The 23,795-nt window shown below is 72.6% G+C and carries 19 protein-coding genes; 10 read left to right on the top strand and 9 right to left on the bottom strand.

The features are described 5' to 3' along the window. Positions 1 to 55: 55 nt before the first annotated feature. Positions 56 to 799 (top strand): hypothetical protein, encoded by a 744-nt coding sequence (locus IT347_12615; GenBank protein ID MCC6350422.1) that lies wholly within the window; start codon positions 56 to 58, stop codon positions 797 to 799. A gap of 119 nt (positions 800 to 918) precedes the next feature. Here IT347_12615 and IT347_12620 read toward each other — a convergent pair whose 3' ends face one another. The 3 genes from IT347_12620 to IT347_12630 all read right to left on the bottom strand — a co-directional run bounded on the left by IT347_12620 (position 919) and on the right by IT347_12630 (position 3,704). Continuing rightward, positions 919 to 2,001 carry an undecaprenyl/decaprenyl-phosphate alpha-N-acetylglucosaminyl 1-phosphate transferase gene (locus tag IT347_12620; protein ID MCC6350423.1) on the bottom strand — a complete coding sequence of 361 codons (1,083 nt, stop codon included), beginning with the start codon at positions 1,999 to 2,001 and terminating at the stop codon, positions 919 to 921. Beyond that, complete coding sequence (locus tag IT347_12625) at positions 2,001 to 2,855, bottom strand: glycosyltransferase family 2 protein (GenBank protein ID MCC6350424.1); 855 nt, start codon at positions 2,853 to 2,855, stop codon at positions 2,001 to 2,003. The genes IT347_12620 and IT347_12625 overlap by 1 nt, the downstream gene beginning before the upstream one ends. A gap of 369 nt (positions 2,856 to 3,224) precedes the next feature. After that, positions 3,225 to 3,704, bottom strand: coding sequence for a hypothetical protein (locus IT347_12630; GenBank protein MCC6350425.1), 480 nt, complete (start codon positions 3,702 to 3,704; stop codon positions 3,225 to 3,227). 168 nt (positions 3,705 to 3,872) lie between these two features. Between IT347_12630 and IT347_12635 the strand changes: the two genes are divergently transcribed. Further along, a complete protein-coding gene (locus IT347_12635; GenBank protein ID MCC6350426.1) occupies positions 3,873 to 5,111 on the top strand; it encodes a hypothetical protein in 1,239 nt (412 codons plus the stop codon). A gap of 387 nt (positions 5,112 to 5,498) precedes the next feature. Then, positions 5,499 to 7,496: a right-handed parallel beta-helix repeat-containing protein gene (locus tag IT347_12640; protein MCC6350427.1), complete on the top strand. Its 1,998-nt coding sequence runs from the start codon at positions 5,499 to 5,501 to the stop codon at positions 7,494 to 7,496. Between the two features lie 27 nt (positions 7,497 to 7,523). Here the strand turns inward: IT347_12640 and IT347_12645 are convergent, their stop codons facing one another. Genes IT347_12645 through IT347_12655 form a run of 3 tightly spaced genes read right to left on the bottom strand, consistent with a single transcriptional unit; the run spans position 7,524 to position 11,199 of the window. Then, on the bottom strand, positions 7,524 to 8,921 hold the full coding sequence (locus tag IT347_12645; protein MCC6350428.1) for a TldD/PmbA family protein: 1,398 nt from the start codon (positions 8,919 to 8,921) through the stop codon (positions 7,524 to 7,526). Further along, positions 8,918 to 9,739 (bottom strand): hypothetical protein, encoded by an 822-nt coding sequence (locus IT347_12650; protein MCC6350429.1) that lies wholly within the window; start codon positions 9,737 to 9,739, stop codon positions 8,918 to 8,920. The genes IT347_12645 and IT347_12650 overlap by 4 nt, the downstream gene beginning before the upstream one ends. Before the next feature lie 23 nt (positions 9,740 to 9,762). Further along, entirely contained in the window at positions 9,763 to 11,199 is a 1,437-nt protein-coding gene (locus IT347_12655) for a TldD/PmbA family protein (protein ID MCC6350430.1), read from the bottom strand. A gap of 229 nt (positions 11,200 to 11,428) precedes the next feature. On the opposite strand from IT347_12655, the gene IT347_12660 reads away from it, so the two are divergent. The 5 genes from IT347_12660 to IT347_12680 all read left to right on the top strand — a co-directional run bounded on the left by IT347_12660 (position 11,429) and on the right by IT347_12680 (position 16,560). Then, complete coding sequence (locus IT347_12660) at positions 11,429 to 12,100, top strand: TetR/AcrR family transcriptional regulator (protein MCC6350431.1); 672 nt, start codon at positions 11,429 to 11,431, stop codon at positions 12,098 to 12,100. Then, entirely contained in the window at positions 12,097 to 13,449 is a 1,353-nt protein-coding gene (locus IT347_12665; protein MCC6350432.1) for a TolC family protein, read from the top strand. The genes IT347_12660 and IT347_12665 overlap by 4 nt, the downstream gene beginning before the upstream one ends. 34 nt (positions 13,450 to 13,483) lie before the next feature. Next, positions 13,484 to 14,554 (top strand): HlyD family secretion protein, encoded by a 1,071-nt coding sequence (locus IT347_12670; GenBank protein ID MCC6350433.1) that lies wholly within the window; start codon positions 13,484 to 13,486, stop codon positions 14,552 to 14,554. Position 14,555: 1 nt separating this feature from the next. Further along, positions 14,556 to 16,145 (top strand): DHA2 family efflux MFS transporter permease subunit, encoded by a 1,590-nt coding sequence (locus IT347_12675; GenBank protein ID MCC6350434.1) that lies wholly within the window; start codon positions 14,556 to 14,558, stop codon positions 16,143 to 16,145. A 64-nt stretch (positions 16,146 to 16,209) separates the two neighbouring features. After that, a complete protein-coding gene (locus IT347_12680; protein ID MCC6350435.1) occupies positions 16,210 to 16,560 on the top strand; it encodes a cation transporter in 351 nt (116 codons plus the stop codon). Positions 16,561 to 16,588: 28 nt separating this feature from the next. Here the strand turns inward: IT347_12680 and IT347_12685 are convergent, their stop codons facing one another. Beyond that, positions 16,589 to 17,749, bottom strand: coding sequence for a hypothetical protein (locus IT347_12685; GenBank protein ID MCC6350436.1), 1,161 nt, complete (start codon positions 17,747 to 17,749; stop codon positions 16,589 to 16,591). Between the two features lie 119 nt (positions 17,750 to 17,868). Between IT347_12685 and cadA the strand changes: the two genes are divergently transcribed. Further along, positions 17,869 to 20,256 carry a cadmium-translocating P-type ATPase gene (cadA, locus tag IT347_12690; GenBank protein MCC6350437.1) on the top strand — a complete coding sequence of 796 codons (2,388 nt, stop codon included), beginning with the start codon at positions 17,869 to 17,871 and terminating at the stop codon, positions 20,254 to 20,256. Between the two features lie 45 nt (positions 20,257 to 20,301). On the opposite strand, the gene IT347_12695 is transcribed toward cadA, so the two are convergent. Beyond that, positions 20,302 to 20,940: a hypothetical protein gene (locus IT347_12695; protein MCC6350438.1), complete on the bottom strand. Its 639-nt coding sequence runs from the start codon at positions 20,938 to 20,940 to the stop codon at positions 20,302 to 20,304. Between the two features lie 187 nt (positions 20,941 to 21,127). Between IT347_12695 and rocF the strand changes: the two genes are divergently transcribed. Further along, positions 21,128 to 22,048 (top strand): arginase, encoded by a 921-nt coding sequence (gene rocF, locus IT347_12700; protein MCC6350439.1) that lies wholly within the window; start codon positions 21,128 to 21,130, stop codon positions 22,046 to 22,048. Between the two features lie 37 nt (positions 22,049 to 22,085). Here the strand turns inward: rocF and IT347_12705 are convergent, their stop codons facing one another. Next, positions 22,086 to 23,795, bottom strand: a complete 1,710-nt coding sequence (locus IT347_12705; protein MCC6350440.1) for a hypothetical protein — start codon at positions 23,793 to 23,795, stop codon at positions 22,086 to 22,088.

The following is a 23,795-nucleotide window of genomic DNA, read 5'->3' on the forward strand; positions in this document are numbered from 1 at the left end:
GCACGCGCACGCGAGCACGCCCGACCCCCGCTTCATCCAGATAAAGGAGAGTGACATGCGAACGAGATCGGATCGTGCGGGATGGGTCTTCGGCGTGGTCGCCGCCCTGGCCGCCGCTCTGGCCTGCTGGCCCGCGGAGGTCCGCGCCTGCCAGACGTGCGCACCGGAGATGTGGTGCGTCGAGACGGCGCGCGGCGCCCTCGCCTGCATCGGCAGCGGCGATGCCTGCCTGATGGCCGGCCGGTGCGGACTGGGCCGCGGCGGGCCCTACCTCGGGGATGCTTCGGTCATCCAGGTGAGCCTGCTCGAGGACTCGCCGGGCCTGGGCGCGATCGGGCGCTCGCGCGTGCTGCGCGGCGCCGGCCCGCTGGCGCTCGGCCGGAGGGCCCAGCGGCTCGCGCGCGAAGCGGCGGACGGCCTCGCCGGCGAGCCCGAGGTGCTGTTCAGCGGCATCGGCACCACCGAGGGCGCGACGCTGGCGTTTCGCTCGCGGCGTGGCGACGGCTTCACGCTGCGGCGTGACGCCGACGGTCGCGGGGCGATCGTCACGGTCCGCAACCTGTGGGCGCGTCACGCCGGCGCGCTGCTGGCGCGCGAGCGGCTGGACGAGGACGACGCGCTGGCCGTGCGGGTGACGCTCGATGGCCGTCCGCGCGTGCTGATCGTGCAGGCGCCGACTCTGCCGCACGCCGAGGCCGAAACGCGCGAGCGCGAGGCGCGTCTGGCGCTGCGCGGCGCGAACGGCTCCCGGCCCGGCCGGCCCGAGCTGCCGTTCGAGCTGGACGCCGTGGCGGACTGAAAGCGCGCGAGCGTCGGGTTCCCGGCGGTCTGCGCAGCCGCCGGGACCCGGACGCCACCGCCCGCCCGCCCGCGCGGCGGGTCTCGGCTGACGGTGCGCCGGCGCCCGCGGGCGCCGCTTCAGCGCCGGCGCGTATCGCGCCGCGGCGCGGCGGCCGCGCCGGATTCGCGCGCGCGCCGCAGCGTGCGGAGCAGCTCGAGCGTCACGTAGAGCACCGCCGCGAGCACCGTGACGAGCAGCGCCGACCAGGAGCGCGGAAGCCAGGTGAGCAGCACGGCGATGGTGCCGAAGAACGCGCTCAGCGCCCACATCGCGAACATCGCCGCGCGCGGCGAGAGCCCGACGGCGAGGAACTGGTGGTGCACGTGCGAGATGTCGCCGCGGAACACGTGCTGACGCCGCACCAGCCGGCGCACCAGCGCGAGCGCGCTGTCGGCGATCGGCACGCCGAAGGCCACGAGCGGCAGCAGCAGCGTCAGGGCGGCGGTTCCCTTGCGGTTCTCGAGCAGCGAGACGGCGGCGAGCGTCAGCCCGAGGAACTGGCTGCCCGTGTCGCCCATGAACACGCTCGCGGGCGGAAAGTTCCAGCGCAGGAACCCGAGGCACGACCCGATGAGCAGCGCCGAGATGAACATGACATAGAAGTCCGCGTGCAATCGCCCGGTCACCCACAACGCGCAGCACGCGATCGTCACCACGCCGGCGGCGAGGCCGTCGAGCCCGTCCACGAGGTTGATGGCGTTGGTCACGACCAGCACCCACAGCACGGTGATCGGCGCGTTGAACGCGCCCAGCTCGATGGCCGGGCCGAACGGGTTCGTCAGCACCGGCACGTCGAAGCCGAACAGCGTCAGGACCAGCGCCGCGCACGCCTGCACGCTCAGCTTCACCCACGGCGAGACGTTCCAGCGGTCGTCGGCCATGCCGAGCGCGAGGATCGGCACCGCCGCGCAGGTGAGCCCGATGAGCGGGCGCGGATCGAGCGCCGCGGCGGGGCCCGGCAGCAGCCGCGCCGCCCACGCGACCAGCAGCACGCCGGCCGCGATCGCCAGCCCGCCGAAGCGTGGCGTCGGCGTGGTGTGCACGCGCCGCTCGTCGGGCAGATCAATGGCGCCGGCGCGCAGCGCCAGCCGGCGCGCGAGCGGGGTGAGCGCGAGCGAGACGGCCGCGGCGGCCAGCGCGAGCAGGAGGGAATACGGCATCAGCGGCGCAGGGCGTTCGCGGCCAGCATGAGCCGCGCGCGCAGGTGGATGAACCCGGCGGCGAGCGTTTCGAGCGCCGGGTTCGTGCGGTGGTACTTGCGGAAGTAGTGGATCATCCCGCGGTGGCGCTCGAGGATCACGCGCGCCGCGACGCGCCCCTTGCTCGCGCCGATCGCGTGCACGACCCTGGCCGCGGCGACGAAGTCCACGGACCAGCCCGCGTTCTTCATCGCGTGGCACCAGTCCACGTCCTCGTTGAACATGAAGTAGAACTCGTCCATGCCGCCCACCTGCTCGATCGCCGCGCGGCGGACGAACATGCAAGCGCCCGAGACCCAGTCCACCGCGCGGTCCGACGCGTGGTCCCAGTCGGAGAGCAGGTAGCGCCGCGACCACGGGTTGCCCGGCCACAGGCGCGTCGCCAGCGAGTAGCGGTTGAACAGGAACGTCAGGTGACTGGGGAACGAGCGGGCGCTGTACTCGACCGTGCCGTCGGGGTTCAGGATGCGCGGCGCCGCGATCGCGCTGCGCGGGTGCGCGCGCATCCATTCGTGCAGCGCCGCGAGCGCGTCCGGGGCGAGCACGCAGTCGGGGTTCAGCACGAGCACGAACTCGCCGCTGCTCTCGCGGATGCCGCGGTTGACCGCCCGCGCGTAGCCGAGGTTGTCGCCCGTCTCGATCACGCGCGCCGACGGAAAGCCGGAGCGGACGGCCTGCACCGTGCCGTCCGCCGAGGCGTTGTCCACCACGACCGTCTCCATGGACAGCCCGCCGCGGGCCTGCGCGAGCGAACGCAGGCAGGCCGCGACGTGGTCGCGGGAGTTGTAGGTGACGACGACGGCGGAAAGGTCCATGCGGGCCGCTGGGGTGGGTGTCGGCGCTGCGCTCGGGATCGAAAGTCTAGCCCGGCGCGTTCGGCACTCGCGAGCGGCGAGTGCCGGGCGTGCCGCGGGCCGGCGCGAGGTCAGCGGGGGCAGCGGGCCTCAAACGAGAGCGCCAGGCCGGGCGGGAAGGTCGCCCGCATCGGACCTGGCGCTTCGTACGTCTCGAACGAATCGAGGGCCTGATCGAACCTCTCCCCACGATCTCTCCGGGTTCGAACCCGGCGCGCACGCTTCGTTCGCGGCCGGATTCTCGCGGAATCCCCGCCTCCGGCGCAATGCCGGAATGCCCGGAAACACGTTTTCAGGCGGGCTCGGGAGGCCTTTTCGTCACGGAACGGTTCAGGTGGACAGGCCGGTGACCGGCCTGCCGAGCGCGGCCTCGAACCACTTTCCGAGCCGTTCCGTGTGGCTGCCGGTCCAGTACCACTGTCCGCAGGCCGGGCACCAGGTGAGCAGCGCGTTCGCGCGCGTGACCCGGCCCGGAACCTCGCCGATGGCTTCGAAGCTCGTGCGCCGATGCAGCGCCTGATTGCAGCGCGGGCAGCGGCTGAAGGGAGGTCCGGCCGGCTCGTGCGCGTTCGCGATGGCGCGCACCGCCGCGGCCGGGTCGGCGCCCGGCACGGTCACCGCGGCGACGTGGCTCCACCGGCGCGGGTGGCGCGTGCTGGTCGTGAGCACCACGCGGCCCTCGCGCTCGGCCGCCTCGAACAGCTCCTCGAGCCGCGCGCCCGGGTGCGTGACCACGTCGAAACCAAGAAAGCGCAGTCGTCGCGCCACGAACTCGAGCGAGGCGGCGGTGACGAAGCGGGCGGGAGGCATGCCGGCACGCTAACGGCGGCGACGGCCGGGCCGCAACGCGAGGCGGCGACGCCCGGGATCTCCGCGGCCGCCCGTGGAAGTCCACGGCGCAGGCCCCGATGCGTCGTCGCACCCGCAGTTCAAGGCTTTGCCGGGCAGGCGCTTAGAAGACAGTGTTGACGCTCCCGGGTGCCGCTGCCACCTTTCGTGCCCATGGAAGGCCATCCAGGGGGCGCGCCCCGCCCGCGACCGTCGCGGCCGGAGTTCACCACCCTCACGCTCGACCGCCGCCGCTTCCTCGTGCTGCTCGGCGGCGCGGCGGCGTACACGGCGATCGCGCCCAGGCTCGGATGGGCGGACCGGGGATCGCGCCCCGCGACGGAGTCCGTCTGGACGCTGCCCGAGTCGCTGCCGGTGAACGCGCTCGATGCGACGCGCGCGCTGATCGGCGCCGCGATCCTCGCGCCGAGCTTCTGGAACGCGCAGCCGTGGCGCTTCGAGGTGGATCCGGCCGAGCTGCGCCTGACGCTCGACCCCGACCGCGCGCTGCCGGCGTGCGACCCCGACCAGCGCTTCGCGATGATGTCGCTCGGCGCCGCGCTCGAGAACCTGCTGGTCGCCGCGCGCGCCTGGGGCCTGCAGCCGACGGTCCAGTACCTGCCGTTCGGGACCAGCGTGCGCGCGGGCGCTCCGCTCGTGGTGGCGCGCGTCACCTGGACGCCGGGGGATCAGCCGCGCGACCGGATGCTGTTCGCCTCGCTGCCCGACCGGCGCTCGAACCCCGACCATTACGGCGGCCGCGCCATCACCATGTCGGCGCGCGCGCAGCTGCTCGCGCAGGTGCCCGAGGACCTGCGGCTTCACTGGATCGACGACCGCAACGAGATCCGCCGCGTCGGGCGGCTCGTGCGCGAAGCGACTGAGTCCATCGCGGCCGACGCGGTGGCGCAGGCCGAGCGCTGCCGCTGGCTGAGGCTCTCCGACGGCGCCGCCCGGCGCCACGGCGACGGCGTGACGCCCGAGCGCATCGGCCTCGGGGGCCCGCTCGGCTGGCTCGCCGCGCGCGCGCTGCACCCGCGCAGCCTGCTGCACGGCTGGGGCACCGGAAGCTGGGCGCACGAAGCCGAGGACACGGTCCGCTCGAGCGGCGCGCTGGCGCTGCTCACGACCCCGAAGCGCTCCGACGCGACCGCGATCGTCGCCGGTCAGGTTTACGAACGGCTGGCGCTGCAGGTCGCGAACTTCGGGCTCGCCCAGCAGCCGCTCTCGGCGCCGATCGAATCGCCGAAGCACCGCGCCGCGCTGGCCACGCGCTTCGCAGCGGCCGGCGAGGAGCCGTTGCTGCTGGTGCGGCTGGGCCACGGCAGGCCGCCCGACCCGGCGCCCCGGCGCGCCGTGGCGCTCGTCAGCACCTGGCGCAACAGCTAGCCCGACCTATTCACGAGCCCGTGGCCTGCAAGTGACGGCTGCCCGCGAATCGCTGCGTCGCAGGGCTGGCCAGCTTCCTCGACGTGTCACCGACACGACTGCGTCGCTGGCCAGCCCTGCTCCATGCGCTTCACGGGCATCCGTCACTCTCGGCTCACGGTTCATGAATAGGTCGGGCTAGCGCAGGGGGCGCGCCATTGAGTCGGGCTCCGGGCGAGCTGCGGTTTCCCGGCCACGTGAGCCGTCGCCGGCCCTCCGGCGTGCTCGCCGATACGAAAAAGCGTAAGCAACGCCGACATTGCATATCCAGCAGCCGAGGTGTCCAATTCGCGCGCGTCCGGGCAAGGTCACCGAACCACGCAATCACCTGCGATATCGGAGATATCCATGAGTCTCCCCAGGCACGCTCCGGTCAGTCGCGCTCCGCGCGCGCACGGTTTCCGCATCGCGCTGTCCGCCGCCCTCGCGCTGCTCGCCGCTCCCGCGTTCGCAACGCACTACGTCGTGGATCTCAACGGCGGCGGCGACTTCGCGACCATCAAGGCGGCGCTCCACCAGCAGTGGTTCCAATGGCGCGACTCGATCTTCATTCACCCCGGCTGCTACCCGGAGACAATCGCCCTGGATCTGCCCGTCCCCAGGTACCTCGGCCCCCTGAGGGAACCGGGGTGGATCGAGATAGACAGCCTGGCCAGTACAAACTATTGGTCGATGGCGTGCGTGCTCGACCACCTGGTATTTCGGACCCATGTCGAGCTTGGCTATGGACTCTTCCAATCGGCGGAGTTCCGCAGTTGCGTCTTCAAGAGGGGCATTTCCAGTGGCGCGGTGCTGCCGCCCAGTTTCATTGATTGCGATTTTCATGGGCTGGCCAAGTTCGGGACGATCGAGAATCCCGGATATCCCATCTTTCGAGGATCGCGGTTCCATTCGGCACCGCTGAGCTTCGCTGCATCCAACGGGGATGTTCGTGCCATCGATTGCACCTTCGAAGGCCCGGCGGATACGCTGATTCACCTCTTCAGGGCCACAAATGACGATCGCGTGTCCTTTGCTGGCTGCACCTTTTCACAGGCGGATCATGGGATCGTTGCGGACTTCGGGTTCGGCGCCGGGCTTGTGGTGCGAGCGAGTGTGTTTCGTGATCTGGAGAAGGCCGGGATCTGGTACGAGCAAATCGAGAAGGTGCCGCCGTGGTTCTTGACTTTTCCCTTCGGCTGTGAAGTCGACGACTCGCGCTTCGAAGCTTGCGGCGAAGCTGTTCACTGGCGGGGGCTTCTGTCGGACTCGACTGGTCGCTGGGTAGGTGTGAACGTGCTGTTGCAACGGGATACGGTGGTTTCGTGCACGAGCAACGGCCTCGACGTCGGACCGCTCTCACGAAGCGGGATCTACAACTGCCTGATCGACGGTAGCGGCGGAGCCGGAGCGGTCGTGCGGCAGGAGGTCCCGGCAACAGGCGGGAGTGACGACGGGCTGTCCATCTTCGTCACGATCTCGACGTTCAGGAACAACCGCGGGGACGGACTCGTGCTCAGGGACACGGCCGCCACCGCTCACGAGTCCGTGGTCAACGACTTGCCCGGGCCCGATTTTTGGATACGTGGGTGCACGTTTTCGGGAAACGGTGGGCGCGGACTCGAGGTGAGCACCGCGGACTGGAGCGTGGAGGGCTGCACCGCGCTGGCCAACGGCAGTGACGGGTTCGCGTGGTCCACGTCGGCGCCCGGAATGCCGAGCGAACTCTCGTCGAACACCAGCGTGTTCAATCGTGGTGACGGCTACCGCGCCACGCGACCGACGCGGCTCGGCGACTCGCTGCAATTCATCCAGAACAACCTCGCCGCCATGAACGCCGGCGCCGGGTTTCGCATGCCCAGCGTGCCGTTCGGGTCGCTCGCGCGGAACGACTCCTGGGGCAACTACCTCGCGCCGTACCTCGGCGCGTGGGGCTCGCTCGACAGCAACCTGGCGGTGAACCCGCGCTTCTGCGACCTCCCGGCCGGCGTGACCGGGCTCGGGCTCGAGCAGGGCTCGCCGTGCGGGCCGTCGGGCGTCTACGGCCTGATCGGCGCGCGGCCGGAGGAGTGCCCGAACACGCTCGCGGTCGGGTCCGGCGCGCCGTCCGCGCTCGCGTTCGCCGTTCGCCCCAGCATCGCGCGCGGCCTCGCCGAGTTCGTGCCCCCAGCGACCGGCGGCGAGGGCGTCGTCGAGCTCCACGACCTCGCGGGCCGCGTCGTGTGGCGCGCGCCACTGGGACCTGCGACCAGCGTCGTGCGCTGGCACGGCGAGGGCGAGAGCGGCCGCGTGCGCGCCGGGCTCTACTGGGCGCGCTTCACGTGCGGCGCCGAGCGCGCGACGCGGCGGCTGGTGTGGCTGGAGTAGACGCCCCGGCCGCGCAGTGTGCGCGAGCTACTCCCCGCTCACCGTCATCTCGCCGATCAGCAGCGTGGGGCAGGCGACCGAGGTGCGGAACTCGAGGTCGTCGCCGACGGCGGTGATGGCGCGAAGCATCGCGAGCGAGTTGCCGGCGACGGTCACGCCGTCCACGGGATAGGCCTTCTCGCCCTTTTCGATCCACCAGCCCCGTGCCTGGAACGAGTAGTCGCCGGTCACGGGGTTGAAGCCGAACGAACCCGAGTCGTCGTACCAGAACCCGCGGTCCACCGAGCGCACGATGGCCTCGGGCGGGGATTCGCCGGGTTCGACGAACAGGTTGTGAAAGCCGATGCCGGGCACGCTCGCGAAGCCGCGGATGCCGTTGCCGGTGAGCGGGTGACCGGTGCGGCGCGCATGGTAGTAATCGTAGGCGAACGACGCGCAGCGGCCGGCGTCGATCAGCACGTTGCGACGAGTGCGCACGCCTTCGCAGTCGTAGGGCGAGCTGCCCAGGCCGCGCACGATCGTGCCGTCGTCCACGAGCGTCATGAGCGGCGAGGCGATCGGCTCGCCGAGCCTGCCGGTCAGCCAGGACGAGCGCTTGAGCACCGCCTCGCCGGTGAAGGCCTCGTAGATCTCGGAGATCCACGCCGCCGCGACCTCGGGCGACATCACGACAGGGACGCGGGCGGTCGGCACGCGGCGCGCGCCGAGGCGGCCGAGCGCGCGGCGCGCCGCCTCGCGCCCGATCGCCTCCATGGGCGGCAGGTCGGCGAGGTGGCGCTTCGACATGCCGTGGACGCCGCTCTGTTGCTTTCCCCCGCCGTCGTCGGCGAGAGCGACGACCCAGGCGCTCGCCGCGGTGCCTTCCCATGCGCGCGCGACGCCGCGCGAGTTGGCGATCGCGAACGAGCCCGCGCTGCTCGCGACCGTGGCCCCGTCGGTGCGCCGGATGCGCGGGTCGGCTCCGAGCGCGGCGCGCTCGAGTTCGAGCGCCATCTCGATCTTGCGCTCGGGCGAGAACTCGAGGGCCCGCGGATCGAACGACTGCAGGTCGAGCGAGGCGTCGTCGCCGGCCTCCTCGGGCGCGGGCACGCCGTTCGCCTCGTCGGGCGTCGTGTAGCGGGCGAGCGCCACGGCGCGGCGCGCCAGATCGTCAATGCCGGCGGCGCTCAGGTCGGTGCCCGAGCAGAAGCCCACCGCGCCGTTCACGATCACGCGCACGCCGAGGCCGAGCGTGCCGCTCTGCTGCAGCGTCTCGATCCGCCCGCCGAGCACGCTCGCGGTGAACGCGCGCGAGCTTTCGAGGCACGCGTCGGCCGTGTCGGCGCCCGCGGCCCGGGCGCGCGCGAGAGCCTGTTCGGCCAGCTCCAGCAGCCGCCCGGGCGGGGCGTGGACGGTCGCCCCGCCCGCCGGGTCGGTGACGCTCAACGCCGGCCCCGGATCGTCCAGTTGAGACCGGCGGTGAACTGCCAGCCGCCGCCGTCGATCTTCGCCCGCGCGTCGTCCTCGAGGCGGCGCAGGGGCTCGTCCACGATCTCGGTGCCGGCCGAGGAGCGGTTCCGGTACTGACCCTCGAGCTCGCCGAAGTCGCGCCACAGCCAGGCGCCGCGCGCCGTCAGCCACCAGTTGCCGTACAGGGGCCGCCGCCAGCCGAGAAGCGGGCCGCCGGAAAACGACACGGCGTGAAAGGCGCCGCTGACGCTCGCGTCGTTCGCGGGCGAGCGGTAGACGGTCAGCGCGAACTGCTCCGAATAGTGCGCGAACGCGAGGCCGGCCGAACCGCCGACTTCGAAGCCCAGCAGCCACGCCGGCCGGTACGTCGTCACGGCGCGCACGTCCATCGTGGACATGAGCGAGATCAGGTCGAGCGAGCCGGTCCCTGTGCCCGCAGCGAACGTGTGCACGCGCTGGCGCTGCAGCTCGGTCGCGACGCCCCATGCCCAGCGTCCGTGCCGCAATCCGAGCTCCACGGCGTACGCGCCCGCGTCGCCGAAGCGCCGGAACGGCGTCGGCGTGCCGAGGCTGTCCACGCCGACGCGTTCCATGTAGGCGATGTTGGCGTTCGGATCGGTCAGGTCCTGCGGCGCGAATCCGCCGCGCACCTCGACGTACAGGCCGGACGGCGCCGGCGTGAACACGGCTTTCGGCGCCGGCGCCTTCGCCGCGGCCGCGCCGGCGCCTTCCTGCGCGGACGCGGCGGAAGCGAACATCGCGAACACGAAAAGGAAGAGGGACAGGGGCTTCATCTGCAGGTGCCTCCGGGACAGCGTCAGACCGCGGTGCCTCCCACGGTGATGCCGGTGAATCGGACGGTCGGCTGGCCCACGCCGACGGGTTTCCACTGGCCGTCCTTGCCGCACGATCCGGTGGTGCCGTCAATGAGCAGGTCGTTGCCGACGCCGTCAATCTTCAGCATGGCGTCGTTGCCGTTGCCGGCGAGTGTCGCGTTGCGGACCGGGTGCGTCAGCCGGCCCTTTTCGATCTGCCAGGCCTCGGTGACCTGGAACGAGAAGTTGCCGTCCGCCGGGCTCACCGAACCGCCGCCCAGGCGCTTGCAGTAAAGGCCGCGGTCCACCGACCCGATCAGCTCGTCCGGCGAGTGCGGACCGGGCTCGATGTAGGTGTTGGTCATCCGGCACAGCGGCACGTCGCGATACGACGCGCGACGGCCGTTGCCGGTCGGCGCGTTGCCGGTGAGCGTCGCGTTGAGCCGGTCCCAGAGGTAGCCGGTGAGCACGCCGTCCTCGACGAGCACGGTGCGCTGCGCCGGCGTGCCCTCGTCGTCCACCCGGAACGAGCCGCGCGAGAGGGGAACGAGCCCCGAGTCCACGATGGTCACGCCCTTCGCCGCGACCACCTGCCCCCTTTGCACGGCGCGGATGCTGCTGCCCTTGCGGATCGTGTCGCCTTCCATGCTGTGGCCGAAGCACTCGTGGACCATCACGCCGCCCCAGCCGTTGCAGACGACGACCGGGTACGAGCCCGCTTCCGGCTCGCGCGCCGACAGCAGCAGCACGGCGCTGCCGGCGGCTTCGGTGGCGATGTCCTCGGGGCTGCGCTCGGACTCGAAGTACGAAGCCTCGACGCAGCCGCCGCCGGCGGCGAAGCCTTCCTGGCGCCCGTCGCCGTCCAGCGCGAGCGTGGTCACCGCGAAGCGCGAGAGCAGCGTGCGGTCCTCGGCCCAGACGCCGTCGCTGTTGGCGATCAGGAAGCAGCGGGCGCTGGTCACCAGGTGCACGCTCACCTCGCGCACGCGCGGGTCGTGCCCGCGCGCGGCGGCGTCGGCGCGGCGCAGCAGTTCGACGCGCTTCGCCTCGTCGAGCGCCAGCGCCGCCGGGTGCGCGAGCGTGAAGGGCGCGGGCGCTTCCACGACGCGGAACGCGCGTGGCGCCCCCGAGGCGCGTCCGTCGCGGGCGATGCGGGCTGCGACCCGCGCCGCCTCGCGCGCCCCGGCGGCGCCGAAGCCGTCGGCGTACGCGTAGCCCGTCTGGTCGCCGGTGATCGCCCGGACGCCGATGCCGTTGAGCACCGAGTAGGAGGCCGTCCGCACGCGGCCCTCGTCGAACGAAAAGCCGGACAGGATCGAGTGCTCGGCGTAGACGTCGGCGAACTCGGCGCCGGAGTTGCGCGCGAGCGCGAGCAGTTCGCCCACCAGTTCGCGCGGGACGAGGGTCGAGAGGTCGGGCAGCGGGGCGTCGGTCGCCATCGTTCGGCAAGGCTCTCCAGCGGTCCGGGCGGCAAGGTCGGGTCCGGCAGGTTAGCGCCGGCGGCGCGAATCGTCATGTCGGCAGGGCGTTGCGGGGGGCCGCGTTGGACCGGACGTCGGAAAAAACTTGTTGACCTGACGGTCAGTTGCCGAATAGATTACCGGCCAGTCAGTAAGTAACGCCTCATCTGCTTCTGAACGGAAGGCACACCCGGAACGGAATCGACTCATGACCACGCATCCCAACGCCGGCGAGCGCGGCGCGAATCCCCGCTGGCACCGCCGCAAGGAAACCCGGCCCGCCGAGATTCTCGAAGCGGCGCTGCAGGAGTTCGTCGAGCGCGGCTACGCCGCCACGCGCCTCGACGACATCGCCCGGCGCGCCGGCTGCACGAAGGGCACGATCTTCCTCTACTTCGCGACCAAGGAGGAACTGTTCAAGGCGGTCGTGCGCGAACACGTCGTGCCGCGAATCCTGCAGGCCGAGCAGACCGTGGAGCAGCACGCGGGCTCCGCGCGCGAGCTGCTCGAGAAGGTGCTGCGCACGCGCTGGCAGACGCTCTACCACTCCGAGCTGAGCGGGCTGCCGAAACTGATGTTCGCCGAAGCCGGCAACTTCCCCGACCTCGCGCGCTTCTACCACGACGAGGTCATCGCACGCAGCCAGGCGATCGTGAAGGGCATCGTGCAGCGCGGCATCGAGCGCGGCGAGTTCCGTCCGGTGGACGCGCACAGCATCGCGCTCGTCGCCTCGGCGCCGATGCTCATGGCGGCGCTGTGGAAACATTCCTTCTCGCACTGCGTCCCTTCGTACGCGGACGCCCGGGCCTACTTCGAAGCCTCGCTCGACAACCTGCTCAGCGGGCTCACGCACACCGGAACGACGGGAGGCGGATCGTGAGGCGCGCCTGGCTTTTCCTTGCGGCGGCCGCCTGGCTGGCGGCGCCGGCCACGAACGAGGCCGCGGTCCCCGCCGGCGCCGACTCCGCGCCGGCGCCCGCGCTCGGCTTCGCCGAGGCGGTCGCGCTGGCCGCGCGGCAGAACGCCAGCGTCCAGGTCGCGCAACTGCGCGTCGGCGAGGCGAACGCGCGTGTCGCCCAGTCACGGGCGGCGTTCCTGCCGTCGGTGACGGCGCAGGCGACCATGACCGACCGCACGTTCAACCTCAACGCGCTCGGCATGGCGATTCCCGGCTTTCCCAGGCTGGCCGATCCGCTGATCGGCCCGGTATGGGAATCCGAGGCGCGCATCCGGGTGACGCAGACCGTGCTGGACCTGTCCTCATGGCAGAAGCTGCGCGGCGCGCGGCTCGGCGCCCTCGCCGCGCGCGCCGACCAGGCCGGCTCGGCCGAGACCGCGGCGCAGGCGGCCGGCCTGGCGTACCTGAGGGCGGCGCGCGCGGCGGCGCTCGTCCACGCCCGCGACGAGGATCTGACCCTCGCCCGCGATCTGCAGACGCTGGCCGAGGCCCAGCTCGAGGCGGGCACCTCGCCCAATATTGACGCCACGCGTGCGCGCACGCAGGTCGCCGTCTCGCGCGGCGCCGTGCTGATGGCGCGCAACGCCTCCGATCGTGCGCGCATCGAGCTCGCGCGCGTGCTCGGGCTCGATCCCGCGTCGCCGCCGGCGCTCGCCGACACCCTGAGCGAGGCGCTGGGCGCGAGCGCTGCTCCCGGCGAAACGGACGCCGCGGTGGCCTTCGCGCTCGCCAACCGCGAGGAGGTGCGCGGCGAGCAGGCGCGCGCCGACCGCGCGCGCGCCGACCGCAGCGCCACGCTGCTCGAGCGCCTGCCGCGCCTCGACGTGTCCGGCGACTGGGGCAGCAGCGGCGAGCACTACGGGGACGCGATCGCGACCCGCACCTACGCGGCCGCGCTCACCCTGCCGATCGTGGACGGCCTGCGCCGCGAGGGCCGGCTCAGGGAGCAGGGCGAGCTGCTGCGCGAGTCGCTCGTGCGCGAGAAGGACCTGCGCGACCAGATCACCGCCGAGACGAGCGGCGCGCTGCTCGACCTGTCGTCGGGCCTCGAGCAGCTCGGCGTCGCCGCCGAACAACTGCGGCTCGCCGAGGAGGAGGTCGCCCAGTCCCGCGAGCGGTTCACGAGCGGGATCGCCGGCAACATCGAAGTCATCGAAGCCCAGGCCTCGCTGCTGCGCGCGCGCGACGCCGACATCAACGCCCGCTTCGCCGTCGCCAGCGCCCGTGTCGCGCTGGCGCGCGCGGCCGGCGTCGCGCGCGGCATGCGCTGAGACGCCCACGAAATCGAGGAGAGGACCGAACCCCATGAGTGCATCCGTCGAGAACCCCGAGTTGTCCGGGACGCCGGCCGAGGCCGAAGCGGCGCCGGCGCGTCGCCGCCTGCCGGTGGCGCCGATCGTCTTCGCGGTCGTGCTGGTGATCGGAGGCGGCATCGGCGTGCAGCGCTGGCTGTGGTCGCGCGGGCACGTCGAAACCGACAACGCGCAGATCGAGGGCAGCGTGGTGCCGGCCATCGCGCGGGTGGGCGGCTACGTCACCGAGGTGCCCGTGGTCGAGAACCAGCGTGTCCGGGCCGGTGACCTGCTCGTGCTGCTCGACGATCGCGAGTCGCGCACGAAGCTCGCGCAGGCCGAGGCCGAGCTCGCGCTGGCGCTCGCCAATGCGGGCGAGCGGGGGCGTGTCGGCATGGCGCAGGCGCAGCTCGAGGCGGCGCGCGCGCAGGTCGTGCAGGCGCAGGCGAACGCGGGCAAGACCGCCGAGGACGCGCGCCGCTACACCGGCCTGGCCGGGCGCGGGATCGTCAGCCCGCAGCAGCTCGACGCGGCGAAAGCCGCCGCCGAGGCGGCGGGAGCCACGCTGACCGCCGCGAGGAAGCAGGTGCTGGCGGCCGAGGCCGCGCTGGCCGGCTCGGACGCGCGCCTGCGCGCCGCGCGCGCGGCGCGCGATCAGGCGGCGCTGCAGTTGTCCTACACGCGCGTCACCGCCCCGGTGTCGGGCGTCGTGAGCCGCAAGAACGTGGATCCCGGCCAGTACCTGCAGGCGGGCCAGTCCACGATGGCGGTCGTCGAGCTCGATTCCATTTACGTCGTCGCGAACCTGAAGGAGACTTCGATCGCCAACGTCCGCGTCGGCGACGACGTCCGGGTGGACGTGGACGCCTATCCGGGCCATCCGTTCAAGGGGCACGTCGAGAGCCTCAGCCCGGCGACCGGCGCGACCTTCTCGCTGCTGCCGCCCGACAACGCGACCGGCAACTTCACCAAGGTCGTCCAGCACGTTCCGGCGCGCATTCGCGTGGACGGCCCGGCCGACCCGCAGCGGCCGCTGCGGCCCGGCATGAGCGTGAACGTCACCATCACGACGCGCGCCCGCTGACGTGTCCGCCTCAACGGTCGCGGCCCTGCACGCATTGCCGCGCGACGACGAGTCGTACCGCAACCGCTGGATCATCGCGGTCACGGTGACGCTCGCCTCCATCCTCGAGATCCTCGACACGAGCATCGTCAACGTCGCGATCCCGCACATGATGGGCTCGCTCGGGGCGACGCTCGACCAGATCGCCTGGGTGTCCACGGGCTACATCGTCGCGAACGTCATCGTCCTGCCGATCACCGGCTGGCTGTCGGCCGCCTTCGGGCGCCGCCGCTATTTCGCGGGCTCGATGAGCCTGTTCATCTTCGCCTCCTTCATGTGCGGCAACTCGCACTCGCTCGGCGAACTGGTGCTGTGGCGGATCGTGCAGGGCGTGGGCGGCGGCGCGCTGCTCTCGACCTCGCAGGCGATCCTCTACGAGGTCTTTCCGGCGAGCGAGTACGGGCAGGCGATGGCGATCTTCGGCGTCGGCGTGATGGTCGGGCCGACCCTCGGGCCGACGCTGGGCGGCTACATCACCGACACGTTCTCGTGGCCGTGGATCTTCTACATCAACCTGCCGATCGGCGGTCTCGGGCTGATGATGGCGCTGGCCTACGTGCGCGACTCGCGCTTCGCGCAGAAGGTGGGGGACACCGACTGGCTGGGGCTCGCGCTGCTCGCGATCGGTGTCGGCTCGCTCCAGCTCATGCTCGAGCGCGGGGAGCGGCTCGACTGGTTCGCCTCGCGCCAGGTGGTCGCGTTCGCGATCCTCGCCGTGACGGGGCTGACTACTTTCATCTGGCACGAGCTGACGACCGCGCACCCGATCATTGACCTGCGCATCTTCGCGAACCGCCAGTTCGCCACCGGCGCGGTCCTCGGGCTCGTCCTCGGCGTGTGCCTGTACGCGACCGTGTTCGTCCTGCCGGTCTACCTGCAGACGCTCCAGCACTTCAGCGCCAACCAGACCGGCCTCGTGATCCTGCCCGGCGCCATCGCCAGCGCGGTGACCATGGCGGTCATGGCGCGCCGCATCGATCGGCAGGACGGCCGCATCGTCGCGGCCTGCGGCGCGGCGCTGTTCGCGGTGGCGATGCTCCTGTGGTCGCGCTTCACCACGATCAGCGGCTACGACGACTTCTGGTGGCCTTTGATCCTGCGCGGCGTCGCGCTCGGGCTGGTGTTCATTCCGCTGAACAACCTCGCGATGCTCGAGCTGCCGCTGGCGAGGATCGCCCCCGCGACCGGCCTGTACAACCTCATGCGCCAGCTCGGCGGCAGCATCGGCATCGCGCTGTCGGCGTCATTGGTCGCGCGTTTCAGCGCCGAGAGCCGTGCGGGCCTCGCCGAGAAGCTCTCGATGTACAACCCGGTCACCGCCGACCGCATCGAGGGCGTGACGGGCTGGCTGCGCTCGCACGGCGACATCGAGCCGGTCGCCCGCGCCAAGGCGGTCGGCATGCTCGAAGGCGCGGTCCAGCGGCAGGCGCTGATGCTGGCGTTCGAAAAGATCTTCCTGCTGTTCGGGCTGCTGTTCCTGATCTCGATCCCGTTGATCATGACCCTGCGCTGGCGGCGCGGGCAGGTGCGCGGCGGGGCGGACGTGCATTGAGCCCGCGTCCGGCACGCTGCTATCCTGCGCGTGCATCGCACCCGCGCCGCGGAGGCCATCCGTCGTGAACCGAAACGCCGCCCACATCGCCTTCATCGTCGCCGCCGTCGTGCTGCTCGCCGGGATCGGCACCTGGCTCGTGCGCGAGGTCGGAACGCTGCCCGGGGCGAAGCCGCTGGCGAGCCGTGCGAACCAGCGCATCGTCACGCTCGAGGTGAACGGCATGACCTGCGCGGCCTGCGAGGCCAGCATCCGCGCCGAGCTCGAGGACACCCCCGGCGTCGCGACCTGCGAGGTGCGGCGCGGGCAGCGGCGCGCCTACGTGGTGGTGGACGCGAAGACGGCGGATTCGACGCTGGTCGCCTCGGTGCGCCGCGCCGGCGGCGGCTTCCGCGCGGAGGTCGTGGGCAAGTAGCCGGCGATCCGTGCCGCGCGAAGGACGCCTACGGCGCCAGCGGCCGCGCGAACAGGCTGTCCCAGGTCGCCAGGCTCGGCTTGGGCGTGAGCGCGCTGTCCACGAATCCGATCGAGGCGAACAGCCGCAGCGACGGGTCCACCGTGCCGGGCCACTGCGAGAGCGCGAGGTCCGCGAACTCCAGGCCGTACCAGCCGATCGCGCGGGCCGCGTCGAGCAGTTGCGCCTGGCGGCGGACCCAGCGCGCCTGTTCCGCGGCCGAAGTGACGTAGGTCGCGTACGACTGCGTCGGCCAGCCGCCCTCGACGACCATGACGGGCCGGGCGGCGTCGGTGGCGATGCGCGAGAAGTAATCGAGCGGGATCTCCTCCGGCTCGGCGAAGCCGCCGAGGTAGGGGTACGAGGAGAGCCCCAGCACCTGCGAGAACGGGAAGTCGGCGAGGTCGGTGGCGATGCCGACGTAGGCGCCGCCGCCTCCGAGGCGCCCCCACGCGGTCTCGACCTGCACGCTGCTGTAGAGCACCGGCCTCGGCAGCGAGGGCCGGCGCGAGTGCATCGCCGAGAGCGACTCGGCGGTCGAGCGCGCGAGCGTGCCGAGCGCCGCGTAGAGCGAGGGCGGCGCGGCGAGACGCACGAGGTTCGTCTCGCACGCGAGCCCGAGCCAGTCGGGGTGCACGATGGTGTCGATCGCGGCCGCCCAGGCGCGGTAGGCGGCCTGCACCTGCGGTTCGGAAATGCTGCGCCCGAGGCGCACGAGCGCCGGATCCTCGGCGCCGCGGTTCAGGCCGTTGGTGGGGTCGATCTCGTAGACGATCTTGAGACCCTTGCCGAGCCGGTAGTAGCGCATGAGCGGCAGCTCGAGCCGGCGCACGATGGTGTCGGCCGGCATGCCGGCGAGCAGCGAGTCCCACGGCACCGAAGCGTGCTGAATGGCCGTGTCCGCGCGCCGCGACCACAGGTCAATGGTGGCGATCGCGACGGCTTCGTCGGGCACAGGGGGAATGCCCGCGAAGCCCATCGCCCACGAACGCGCCGGACCCGAAGCGGGTGGCGCGCTCGGCGACTTCGAGCAGCCGGGCGCGAGGAGCGCGGCCAGCGCCGCGACCAGCAGCGACGCCAGCGTGGCGCGCGGCCGGACCGCGCGCTTCGCGCTCGTGTTCGTCGGCTCCAAGCAGGACGGACGGAACATGACCCGCAGGGTATCGGCTCCGGGTTCGGGCCGCATGAGCGCCCGGCGCACGGGGAAGGCCGCCGGGGCGGCGGGCGGCGTGGCCGCGCCCGCGCGGCGCGGTGTATCTTGCGCCCGCCATGAGCCCCAACGACTTCAAGGGCGCGGCCTTCGCGGGCGCGGCGGCGCTCGCGCCGGGCGCCGCGCACCTGCCCGTCGCCGCCGGCCGCGAAGGCTGCATCGAGCTGCTCGCCCACCGCCTGCGCGACTGGCCGGGCGTGCTCGCCATCGAAGCGGACTTCCGCCAGAGCACGCTCACCGTGCGCTACGAGCCGCGCGAGGTTTCGCCCGAACAGCTGAACTCGTTCGCGGACGACGTGGGCGCGCTGTTCGCCCAGCGCGTCACGGCGTGCGAGAAGCGCGAGTCGCTCGAGGCGTGCGCGGAGTGCGCCCTGCGCTTCGGGCATCTCTCGGGCGAGGACCACGCGCGCTATCGCGCCGTCGCCACGCCCGGGCGCGTGGGACTGTCCCGCCGCGACGCCGAGGGGGACGGCGTCGAGGTGGTGCGGCCGCTCGCGGGAGCGAAGCCGTGGGGCGCGCCGCTCTCGCAGCAGGAGGAGATGCGTCGCGCGCGCGGCCGGGCCATGGCCGTTCTGACCGGCGTGTGCCTGACCAGCCTGCTGGCCGGCATCGCGGCCGAGCGGCTGCTCCCGCCCGGGAACCCCGGGTCGCAGGCGCTCTATCACGTCGCGGCCGTGACCGGCGGCTGGTTCGCCGCGCGCAGCACCTTCGCGGCCCTTCGCCGGCTCGAGTTCGACGTCAACCTGCTGATGATCCTGTCGGCCGCGGGCGCGGCAGCGATCGGCTACGTGTTCGAGGCCGCGGTCCTGATGTTCCTGTTCTCGCTCAGCAACACGCTCGAGGTCTACACGATGGGGCGCACGCGCAGCGCCCTGCGCGCGCTGCTCAAGCTGCGCCCCGCCCGCGCGCTGGTGCGCCGCGAGGGCCGCGAGATCGAGGTCGAAGCCGAGGCCGTGCAGGTCGGCGAGACCGTGATCGTGAAACCCGGCGAAGCCTTCCCCGTGGACGGCAGCGTCACGCTCGGAACGTCGCTCGCGGACCAGAGCAGCCTGACCGGCGAGTCCATGCCGGTCGCGAAGAACCCGGGCGACAAGGTCTTCGCGGGCACGCTCAACCAGCTCGGGGCGCTCGAGCTGATGGCCACGCGCGTCGCCGCGAACAGCGCGATCGCGCGCATTGTCGCGCTCGTGCAGGAGGCGCAGAAGCAGAAGTCGAAGACCGAGGAAGCCGCCGAGTGGGTGGGCCGCTACTACACGATCGCGGTCATGGCCGGCGCGGCGCTCATGCTGTTCCTTCCGCCGCTGCTGCTGGGCGAGCCGTGGCGCGCGTCGGTGTACCGCGCGATGACGCTGCTGGTCGTCGCCTCGCCGTGCGCGCTGGTGATCGCCACCCCGGCCACGATCCTGTCGGCGATCGCGAACGCCGCCCGCAACGGCATCCTGTTCAAGGGCGGCCGCAGCATCGAGGCGCTCGGCCGCGTGCGGGTGGTGGCGTTCGACAAGACGGGCACGCTGACGCGCGGGCGTTTCGAGGTGACGGACGTCGTCGCGCTGGGCGGCGCGGGCGAGCGGGAGCTGCTGGCGGTAGCCGCCGCCGCCGAGAAGCGCTCGCCGCACCCGCTGGCGCAGGCGGTGGTGCGCGCCGCGGAGTCGCGCGGCATCGCGTTCGAGCCCGCGCAGCAGATGGTGAACCATCCCGGCAAGGGCCTGGTCGCGTCCCGGGACGGCCGGACGACCGAGGTCGGGACGCCCGAGCTGTTCGACTCGCTCGGCATCGGGATTCCGCCCGAGGCGATCGAACGCGCGCGGGCGCTGGCCGCCGACGCCAAGACCGCGATGCTCGTGCATCGCCAGGGGTCGTGGGGCGTGATCGCGGCGGCCGACGAGCAGCGGCCGGCGGCGGCCGCGGTCGTGAAGAACCTGCGCGGACTCGGCATCGCGCACGTCGCCATGCTCTCGGGCGACAACGCCCGGACCGTCGAGGCGGTCGCCGAGCGCACCGGCGTGGACGAGCGCTTCGGCCAGCTGCTGCCCGAAGGCAAGGTCCGTGTGATCGCCGAGCTCGAGCAGCGGCACGGTCCGGTCGCGATGCTCGGCGACGGTGTGAACGACGCGCCGGCGCTGGCGCGCGCCACCGTCGGGGTGGCGATGGGCGGCATCGGCAGCGACGTCGCCATGGAAAGCGCCGACGTCGTGCTCATGGCCGACGACCTGACCGCGCTACCCTACGCGCTGCGGCTCGCGCAGCGCGCCAACCGGGTCGTCCTGCAGAACCTGGTGATCGCCACGGGGGTCATGCTGGCGCTGGTGGTGTGGGTGTTCGCCGGCCAGCACCTGCCGATGGGCCAGCTCAAGCTGCCGGTCGCGGTGTCGGGGCACGAGGGCAGCACGGTGGTCGTCATCCTGAACGGCCTGCGGCTGCTCGCCGGGCGGCGCGCGGGAGCGTGAGCCTGCCGGAGTCCGCGCTCCGGCCTTCGCCGGCGCGCCCCGCGCTCACTTGAGCAGCGTCACCACCACGTTGTCGTAGTAGGCGGTGAACTTGCCGACGCCGCCGGTGTACGCGGCGAGCGCGATGCGGCCGTTGGGACGGCGCGCGTCGGAGCGCTGAATCCTGAGATCGCCGTTCACGTACACGCGGAAGCGGTCGCCCTTCGCCTCGATCCGCACGTGGCTCCAGGTGGCGTTCGCGTTGGTGACCCTCGCCCTGCCGACCGGCCACTCGCGGATGTGGGCGACGATGTCCTGGTAGCCGCCGCCGCGCAGGTCCACCGCGAAGCCGGCGGTGCCGAGCACCCGGATGGCCCCGCCCTTGTCCACGCCGCGCATGCCGCAGACGTCGAAGTCGAGGGCGTAGTCGCGCCATTCCTCGCTGCCCGCGAACAGGAAGGATCGCGCCTGCTTCCTGTCGGGCAGGTCGGCCCGCAGCATGTGGCGCCACGCCGACCAGGCGGTCACCGAGTCCGGCGCCCATTTGCCGAGCCCGCCCGAGAAGTCGTCGGAGAACAGCACGCTGTCCGCCGGCAGCGCGAACGGCGGCGGCGAGGGCGGCAGGGCGAATCGGGTCGGGTCGTCCGCCCCCGTCAGCAGCAACGCGAGCGCCGGCACCGCGATCCTTGCGAGGGCGGAGCGCATCGCCTGCTACTAGAGCGCGTCACGCGGCGGGACGCAAGCGAAAGGAAGGCGTCGTCCGACCGGCGGCCGCTTCGCCGCCCGGCCGGTGGTCCCTTCGCTGCTCGAACGCGGTCAGAAGGGTGCTCCCTGACCCTCTCCGCGGGCCGCATTGCCGCGCCTGCGCCCGGCGTGTAGCCTTTCCGACCTCATGGGACGCAAGCGACGCAACATCGGCATCATCGGAGTGCCCATTGACCTCGGCGCGGGCCGCCGCGGCGTGGACATGGGCCCTTCCGCCATCCGCATCGGCGACCTCGAGAAGCGGCTCGAGGACCTCGGCCACAAGGTCGTGGACTACGGCGACCTCGACGTCATGATCCCCGAGACCCAGAAAGTCGGCACCGGCCGGCTGCGCTACAAGCAGCCGATCCTCGCGGCGTGCACCGGACTGATGAAGTCGGTGGACCGCTGCCTGGAAGAGGGCCGCATGCCGCTGGTGCTGGGCGGGGATCACAGCATCGCCATCGGCTCCGTGGCCGGCTCGACCAACTGGTACGCGCGCCGCGACGAGTCCATCGGCCTCATCTGGTTCGACGCACACGGCGACGCGAACACGCCCGAGACGACGCCGAGCGGCAACATCCACGGCATGGCGCTGGCGGTCTCGCTCGGCTTCGGAGACCAGGAGCTGGTGCATCTCGGCGGCCGCGCGCCGAAGGTGCAGACCCGCAACGCCGTGCTCATCGGCATCCGCGACCTCGACCCGGGCGAGCGCGACTTCCTCAAGAAGAGCGGCGTCACCTGCTACACGATGCGCGACCTCGACGAGCGCGGGATGCGCGACGTGCTCGACGAGGCGATCCGCCTGGCGAGCGACGGCACGGCGGGCATCCACCTGTCGTTCGACCTCGACGTCGTGGACCCCGAGGACGCGCCCGGCACGGGCACGCCCGTCTGGGGCGGCATCAGCTACCGCGAGGCGCACCTGGCCATGGAGATGTTCGCCGACCGCGCCAACATCGTGGCCATGGACCTGGTCGAGGTGAACCCGGTGCTCGACACCCAGAACATGACCGGGGTGCTCGCCGCCGAACTGGCACAGAGCGCGCTGGGCAAGACGATCCTGTAGCGTGGCGCGGGCGGCGCGCCCGCGGCGGCCCCGCGATTCACGCCCTCGCGCCTTTCGCCACCCGCGCCACCGCCGCCCCGAGCTTCGGGTGGGCGTCGAAGGCCCGCACGAAGTCGCTCTCGCGGCGGCCGCCCTTGGCGCGCATCACGGCCGCGAGCGCGAGCCGCTCGGCGGCGCTCCAGCGCTTCACGCCCGGCAGGAGCAGCGCGAGCGGGGCCCAGCGCTCCCACGCGAGGCGCTCGCCCGCGGTCCAGCCGCGGCCGGGGCCTGCGCCCAGCAGCGCGGCGGCCTCGCGGGCGCACACCGCGGCGCCGCGGTCGCCCTCACCGCCGAAGCGCCTCGCCAGGTAGTCGGTGACGGCGAAGCCGGCTTTGGCGAGCGGCAGCACGCCGAGCACGTCGGAGCGGGCCGCCCCCGCGTGCCAGTGGACGTTCTCCTCGGCGATGCGCGCGAGAAAGCGGCGGCCCGAGCGGCGCCCGGGATGGCGCGCGAGGCTCGCCTCCTCGGCGCGCATGGCGCGGCGCGCCCAGGCGGCGCGCGGCGCGAAGCCGAGCTTGCGGTAGAACCACCAGGCGCCGCTCGCGAGGCCCTCCTCGTTGCCGGCGCCGCCGAGCTGGTAGGGGGTCACGACGAAGCTGTCCGCGCCGAACAGATGTCGCGTCATCGCCAGCACGCGGCCGTACACGGCCGCGGCCTCGCCGCCGCGATTCGTCTCGAAGATGTTGTAGGCGATTTCGGCGCTGCGATAGAGCGTGCTGGTCAGCACGTAACCGGTCGGCACGCCGTTGCGCAGGGTGAGGAAGCCGTACACCGACTCGATCAGCAGCCGCCGCTCGGGCAGCAGCCCGAGGCACGCGAACACGAGCCCGTCGCCGCAGTCCACGAGCCGCACGTCGCGCGGGTCGGCGTAGGCGAACGCGTCGAGGTCGCGCGCGCGCGTCACCATGGCTTCGCCCGCCATCGCCACGAAGCGCCCGCCCTCGCGCGCCGAAAGCTCCCGGACCGAGAGCGGCGCCCGCGCGAGCTCGGCGCGCAGGTCGGGCCGGTCGCGGCGCAGCGGCCCGCGCTGGAAGCGGATCTTCGCCTGCCGCCACTTCGCGAGCGTGCGCGAGGGGCCGCCCGGGCCGGCGGCCAGCGCCATCGGCGCGTCCATGCCGTCCACCAGCTTCTCGAACACGAACGGGTCGCGAACGCGCGCGGCAAGACGCCGCATCACGAACGCGGCGTCGCCCTCGCGCGGGCCCTTCATGCGCGCGAGCCAGCCGCGCACGCCGAGGTCGTACTCGTCGAGCGCGGGCGATTCGCCGTGCACGGCGAGCAGCGACAGCAGCTCCTCGAGCCGGGCCGGGTCGTCCCACTCGTTCCAATCGTAGGTGAGGCGCCCGGGCCACAGCCGCGCGAGCCGCAGCGCGGTCGGGGCGAAGAAGCGGTAGCGCGTGAGCGTGCCGGCGATGCCGCTGCCGGCCAGCGCGCGCCGGTGGCGCGCCAGGTCGGCGCGCTTCGCGAAGCTCCGCAGCAGCCGCTCGACCCGCGCGAGCGTGGCGCGATCGTCGGGATAGGCGCGCGCCAGCACGAGGCACTCGTGCAGCCGCAGGAGGTCGCGCGCACGCCGGTGCCGCGTGCGCGCGGCGCGCGCGAGCAGCGCGCGGCGTTCGCGCGCGAAGCGGGGACCGAACTCGAAGCGGATCGCCTCGAGGCGCGCCAGCACTTTCGCTGCGGCCGACGCACGCAGGCGCGAAGGCGCCAT

Source organism: Candidatus Eisenbacteria bacterium (genome assembly GCA_020847735.1).
Taxonomy (GTDB): Bacteria; Eisenbacteria; RBG-16-71-46; order RBG-16-71-46; family RBG-16-71-46; genus CAIXRL01.